The 6,122-nt window shown below is 34.1% G+C and carries 4 protein-coding genes; 2 read left to right on the top strand and 2 right to left on the bottom strand.

Annotated features, from left to right (window positions below; all coding sequences use genetic code 11):
- Positions 1–379 (top strand): hypothetical protein (locus ACOYLP_RS03225; protein WP_422854735.1); only part of this gene is annotated, 379 nt, incomplete at its 5' end.
- A gap of 166 nt (positions 380–545) precedes the next feature.
- Here ACOYLP_RS03225 and mtgA read toward each other — a convergent pair.
- Both mtgA and ACOYLP_RS03215 read right to left on the bottom strand, forming a co-directional pair.
- Positions 546–1,226, bottom strand: coding sequence for a monofunctional biosynthetic peptidoglycan transglycosylase (gene mtgA / locus ACOYLP_RS03220; RefSeq protein WP_422854734.1), 681 nt, complete (start codon positions 1,224–1,226; stop codon positions 546–548).
- Positions 1,227–1,229: 3 nt separating this feature from the next.
- Entirely contained in the window at positions 1,230–2,345 is a 1,116-nt protein-coding gene (locus ACOYLP_RS03215) for an NAD(P)/FAD-dependent oxidoreductase (RefSeq protein ID WP_422854733.1), read from the bottom strand.
- 216 nt (positions 2,346–2,561) lie between these two features.
- Here ACOYLP_RS03215 and ACOYLP_RS03210 point away from each other — a divergent pair, with 216 nt between their 5' ends.
- Positions 2,562–6,053 carry a reprolysin-like metallopeptidase gene (locus tag ACOYLP_RS03210; RefSeq protein ID WP_422854732.1) on the top strand — a complete coding sequence of 1,164 codons (3,492 nt, stop codon included), beginning with the start codon at positions 2,562–2,564 and terminating at the stop codon, positions 6,051–6,053.
- Positions 6,054–6,122 lie beyond the last annotated feature (69 nt).

Here is a 6,122-nt window from a genome sequence, read left to right as displayed (position 1 = left end):
ATTGGGTACCGTTACTGATGCATTATTAGGAAACACAGATCAACAAACTATTGAAAAAAACAAAAAACTATTTGAAGAAAACGAAAAAAGAAACCCTACTATAAAATCGAGTTTAGATAGTGATTCAAACCTAAATACTGCTGAATTGTCATTACTCCTAAAACTAAATACTTCTCAGAAGAAAGTATTTGATAAAAGTTTTAAAGATTATTTCATGAGCAAAACTTCAATTATGGAAAGTTTAAGTTTGGATGAATATGAAAAAAAAGAAAAGATAATGCGTATAGCTAAAAAGAGAGATGATTTAATTATAGCTGTTTTAGATACGTTTCAAATTGATATGTACAAGAATTATTTACTAAAAATCAATAATAATTAATTTGGTTTTGGGATTGGCTCGAATGATAAATAATTCTATTCAAAGCGAAACATCTTTCCAATTTGTAACTTTCGCGAACAAAAAGAGAAAACAACAGATGGCCTTCAAAGCAATGTGAGGGCTTTTTTGCCTTTACATGTCAAACATTTGTAAAGAAAATCATTATTTAATACTCAATCTTCCCTACATACCGCATCACTCTCATTATTTTAACCTTTCTTCTATTAATGTAGGAAGAAGAATTTGATGCTTTGAATTTTCTAGGATTAGGTAATATTGCTGCAATTCCAGCTGCTTCTCTTGGAGTTAAATTTGTTGCCGTTTTACTATACCAATGTCTCGCTGCTTCTTGTGCACCATAAACTCCGTTTCCCATTTCAATACTATTAAGGTAGACTTCCATGATACGTTCTTTACCCCAAATCAATTCAATCAAAACGGTGAAATAAGCTTCCAATCCTTTGCGGATATAACTTCTGCCTTGCCATAGAAATACATTTTTAGCTGTTTGCTGTGAAATTGTACTTCCTCCCTTAATTCTTTTTCCTTTGTTATTGTTCTTAAAAGCTTTTTGCATTGCTTCAAAATCAAAACCATTATGTTTCAGGAAGTTTCCATCTTCGCTAGCAATTACAGCTTTTTGAAGATTGGGAGAAATGTCTTCTAACGGAACCCATTTATGGCTGTAAATAGCATCTTTCCCTTCTAATTTAAATTCTATAATCCTGGTAACCATCAAAGGTGTAAACGGAATTGGAACCCATTTAAATATAATAACAGATAAAATGGAAAGTCCAAAAAACCAAAGCATTGCTTTCCATATCCAAAGAAGAATTTTTCTTTTCATTTTTTATTTTACTAAATCTGCTAATTCTTGACCTATTAAACTCCCTATAGCAACTCCCATTCCTCCTAATCTTACACCACAATAAACATGATCCGATAGTTGTTCGACGATAGGTTTTTTGGCTGAACCTAATCCCATAATTCCACTCCAACGATGCGCGATTTTATAATCAGTGTTTGGTAAAATTACTTCTTTTAATAATTCTTCCAAACGATTTTGAATTAATTCTGTCTGACCAAGTTGTGTCGTGGTTTCTTCTTCAAATGCTAAATTTCTTCCGCCACCAAGTAAAATTCTATTTTCAATATTTCGAAAATAATAATATCCTTTATCCAAGTGAAAGGTTCCTTTAATCTCGAGATTTGGAATCGGTTCGGTAATCAAAACTTGTGCTCTTGAGGGTTTCACTTCATTATTTGTTAGTTTGCCTGCAAAACCATTGATGGCAAATAATACCTTTTTGGTAGAAAAACTAAAATCGCCTAAGACAACTTCAACACTACCTTTTTTCTCTAGATAAGATGTGACTTCAACCTTATTTAGAATTAAAATGTTGTTCGCAATGGCCTTTTGCAATAGTGCATTCATCATTTTTCCTGTATCAATTTGTGCTTCAAAAGGATTAAAAACTAAATATTCCTTTATGCCATGAAAAGCAAAACGGTCAACTTCTTTTGCAAAAACATCATTCCTAAATAATGGTTTTAATAATTCATTAATAAAAGGCAACTTTTGCAAACATTCATTATAAGTGCTTTCATCTTCCGTAAGGAACAATTCATAACCTCCATATGGTTTAAAATCTATAGTTTCATCGCCAAGATTCTTGCGCAACAATTGTAAACCGTTCCACCTTTTTGAAATAATTTGCGTAACTTCTTCTTCACTATGTGATTTTAAATCGTCTATAATTTCTGAAATACTTCCAAAGCAAGCGAAACCTGCATTTTTTGTACTTGCTCCTTGAGGTAAAATTCCTTTTTCTAAGATTAATATTTTACTTTCTGGGAAATTTTCTCGAAGTGCCAAAGCGCAATTTAGTCCAACGATTCCGCTGCCAACAATAGTATAATCTATGTCAGTAAACCAATTTTTAAGTTCCCAATAACTAAAATTCATTCTTTATTTTTTTTCTAAAATTAATTTTTTAAAATAAAACTTAAGACTAATTTTTGAAATATTATGGTTTTAATACAAATTGTATTTATTTTTTACTTATTTGAAAATTATAAAGAATGTCGTTTATCGATTTGTTAATAGTTTTGTCGATTAATATGATGATTTGATAAAAATAATTTTACTTTTGAAAAGTATATTAATCAAACTTAATGAATTATGAAATTTAAATTACTCATTGTTACTTTATTGTTGTTGACAAATGTAACTTTTTCTCAAAACAAAAGTTCCGTTTGGAATGCTACAACAAAGAACAACAACATGGTTGCACTTGATGCTAGAATGCAACTGCCTGAAAATAAACTTTTCAACTTAAACCTTTTAAGTCTGAAAGCAAATTTGAACAATGCACCTGCAAGAAGGGCAAACGCTAAAGATTCGAATATCGTATTTTCTATTCCGAATGCTGACGGTGTTTTAGAGCGCTATAGTATTTACGAAAATCCAACAATGGATCCAGCATTAGCTTCAAGATACCCAGAAATAAAATCTTATATTGGAATTGGAATTGACAATCCTGCTGCGACAGCTTATTTCAGTGTTTCGCCATTAGGATTCAAATCGATGGTACTTTCTCCTGATAAATCTGCAGTTTTTATAGAACCAATTTCATCCGATTTAGGAACCTATACTGTTTATAAAAAATCGGATAAAAAACAATCACTGACTAAATTTGAATGTAGTGTAATTGACCAAGCTACTCCACAAATGGATGGTGCTACAGCTAGACCTAATGCAGATGATGCTTTAATGAGAACTTTCCGTCTAGCTATGTCTTGTACAGGAGAATACACGGCTTATTTTGGTGGCACAAAAGCATTAGCTTTGGCTGCTATAAATAACTCTATTACAAGATGTAATGGAGTTTTTGAAAAAGATTTTGGTGCCCGTATGATTATAATTGCTAATACTGACTTGGTTATATATACTAGTGCATCAACAGACCCATATGCTGCTGCTACTAGCTTGTCTCAATGGAATTCTCAATTGCAATCAACATTAACATCAGTTATTGGCGAAGCTAATTATGACATCGGTCATTTATTTGGTGCTTCAGGCGGTGGTGGAAATGCAGGTTGTATAGGATGCATCTGTTCAACTGGAAAAGGAAGTGCATACACTTCACCATCTAATGGAGTTCCGTCAGGAGATACTTTTGATATTGATTATGTTGCCCACGAAATAGGACATCAAATGGGAGCAAATCATACTTTTTCAATGAGTAATGAAGGTACTGGTGCAAATATGGAGCCTGGTTCTGGATCAACAATCATGGGATATGCTGGAATTACTAGCCAAGATATACAGCCAAATTCAGATGCTTATTTTCATGCAATTAGTATTCAACAAGTGACTAATAATATTAAAGCCAAAACGTGTTCTGCAAATATTGTAACAGGAAACGCTGTACCAACTGCAAACGCAGGATTAGATTATACTATTCCTAAAAGTACTCCATTTATGTTGACTGGTTCAGGAACAGATGCAAACGGAGATGCATTAACATATAACTGGGAACAGTTTGATAATGCTGCTTCAACAGCAACTGGAGCTAGTTCTGCTGCTAGTGCTACTAGAACTTCAGGACCAACTTTCAGATCATATAACTCAACAACTACACCTGTTCGTTATTTTCCAAGAATTCAATCCGTTTTAAATGGTGCCACTACAACTGCTGGGGCTGAAATTACTGTAGAAGCTTTACCATCTGTAGCAAGAACTATGAATTTTAGATTTACTGTTCGTGATAACAGAGCTGGTGGACCAGCAAATAATAGTGATGATATGATTGTTACCGTTAATGGAACTGCTGGACCTTTTACTGTAAACTCTCCAAATACTGCTGTTTCTTATGTTGGAGGTTCTTCACAAACTATTACTTGGGCAGTTGCTGGAACAACTGCGAATGGTGTAAACTGTGCTAATGTTGATATTCTTTTATCTACTGATGCTGGTACAACATGGTCAACTTTATTAGCTGCTACTCCAAATGACGGAACACAAGCTGTGACAATTCCAAATACACCAGGAACAACAAACAGAATTATGGTTAGAGGAACCAATCATATCTTCTTTGATGTTTCTAACACTAACTTTACCATTACTGCAGGGGCTGCTCCTGATACTGTTGCGCCTACAGCTCCAACTTTATCTGCATCTGGAACAACTGAAACAACTACAAACTTATCTTGGTCTGGTGCTACGGATAATATAGCAGTAACGGGGTACGATGTCTATAGAAATGGTACTTTAATTGGATCTACAACTACTGCAACTACTTTTGCAGTAACAGGTTTAACCGCTTCAACAGCTTATTCATTCACTGTAAAATCAAAAGATGCTGCTGGAAATGTTTCACCTGATAGCAACAGTGTAAGTGTTACAACTTTAACTCCAGTTCCTGATACAACAGCGCCAACAGCGCCTACATTAACTGCTTCTGGAACTACTCAAACTACAACCAATTTATCTTGGACAGGTGCTACTGATAATGTAGCGGTAACTGGATACGATGTATTAAGAAATGGTGCTTTAATTGGTTCTACAACTACTGCAACTACTTTTGCTGTAACCGGTTTAACCGCTTCAACAGCTTATACTTTTAATGTAAGAGCTAAAGATGCTGCCGGAAATGTTTCTCTTGACAGCAATAGCGTTACTGTTACAACATTAACCCCTGATACAACAGCGCCAACAGCGCCAACATTATCAGCTTCGGGAACTACTCAAACTACAACCAATTTATCTTGGACTGGCGCTACTGATAATGTAGCAGTAACTGGATACGATGTGTTAAGAAATGGTACTTTAATTGGTTCTACAACTACTGCAACTACTTTTGCTGTAACCGGTTTAACTGCTTCAACAGCTTATACTTTTAATGTAAGAGCAAAAGATGCTGTTGGTAATGTTTCCTTAAATAGCAATACCGTTTCAATTACAACTTTAGCTGTTTCAACTGTTACTTACTGTGCTTCAAGAGGAAATAACACTGCAGATGAATTTATTAATAGAGTACAATTGGGCACCATCAATAACCTATCAGGTAACAATGGAGGTTATGGTAACTTTACAGCGCTTTCTACTAATTTAGTTCGTGGCACAAGCAATACCATTACCATAACTCCGGCTTGGACAGCTACAGTTTTCAGCGAAGCATACAGAGTGTGGATTGATTACAACCGAGACGGTGATTTCCTTGATACCGGAGAACAAGTTTTTAACAGAAATAGAACTACTGCAACTCCAATTTCAGGAAGCTTTACAGTACCAACCTCTGCTTTATTAGGCTCAACAAGAATGCGTGTATCGATGAAATATAATGCTTCTCCAACATCTTGTGAAACTTTCACGGATGGTGAAGTAGAAGACTATACTGTAAACATCTCTTTAACTGCCAGAATTGATGAAACTACTAATACAGAGATTTCATTCAACCTATATCCTAACCCTGTTAAAGGTGATATTTTAAACATTTCAAATCTTGAATCACCATCAACTTATAGAATTTTCAATATGATGGGACAAGTATTAGGAAATGGTAAAATTGAAAATGATGCTATTTACGTGGGTGGATTAAAAACAGGAACGTTCTTAATCGAAGTTTCTAATGGGACTTCAACTAGTACAAAACGATTTATCAAAGAATAATTTTTTGTAAATAATTAAAAGCCATACTGAAAAGTGTGGCTTTTTTTGTTAATTATATTTGTTACTTTT

This window comes from Flavobacterium sp., assembly GCF_049318325.1.
Lineage (GTDB): Bacteria > Bacteroidota > Bacteroidia > Flavobacteriales > Flavobacteriaceae > Flavobacterium.
The sequence above is the reverse complement of the archived record's forward strand: the minus strand, read 5'-3'. Positions and strand labels throughout refer to the sequence as shown.

Coding starts and splice junctions, on each gene's coding strand:
- mtgA (WP_422854734.1), bottom strand. CDS start 1,226: ATGAAAAGAAAAATTCTTCTTTGGATATGGAAAGCAATGCTTTGGTTT.
- ACOYLP_RS03215 (WP_422854733.1), bottom strand. CDS start 2,345: ATGAATTTTAGTTATTGGGAACTTAAAAATTGGTTTACTGACATAGAT.
- ACOYLP_RS03210 (WP_422854732.1), top strand. CDS start 2,562: ATGAAATTTAAATTACTCATTGTTACTTTATTGTTGTTGACAAATGTA.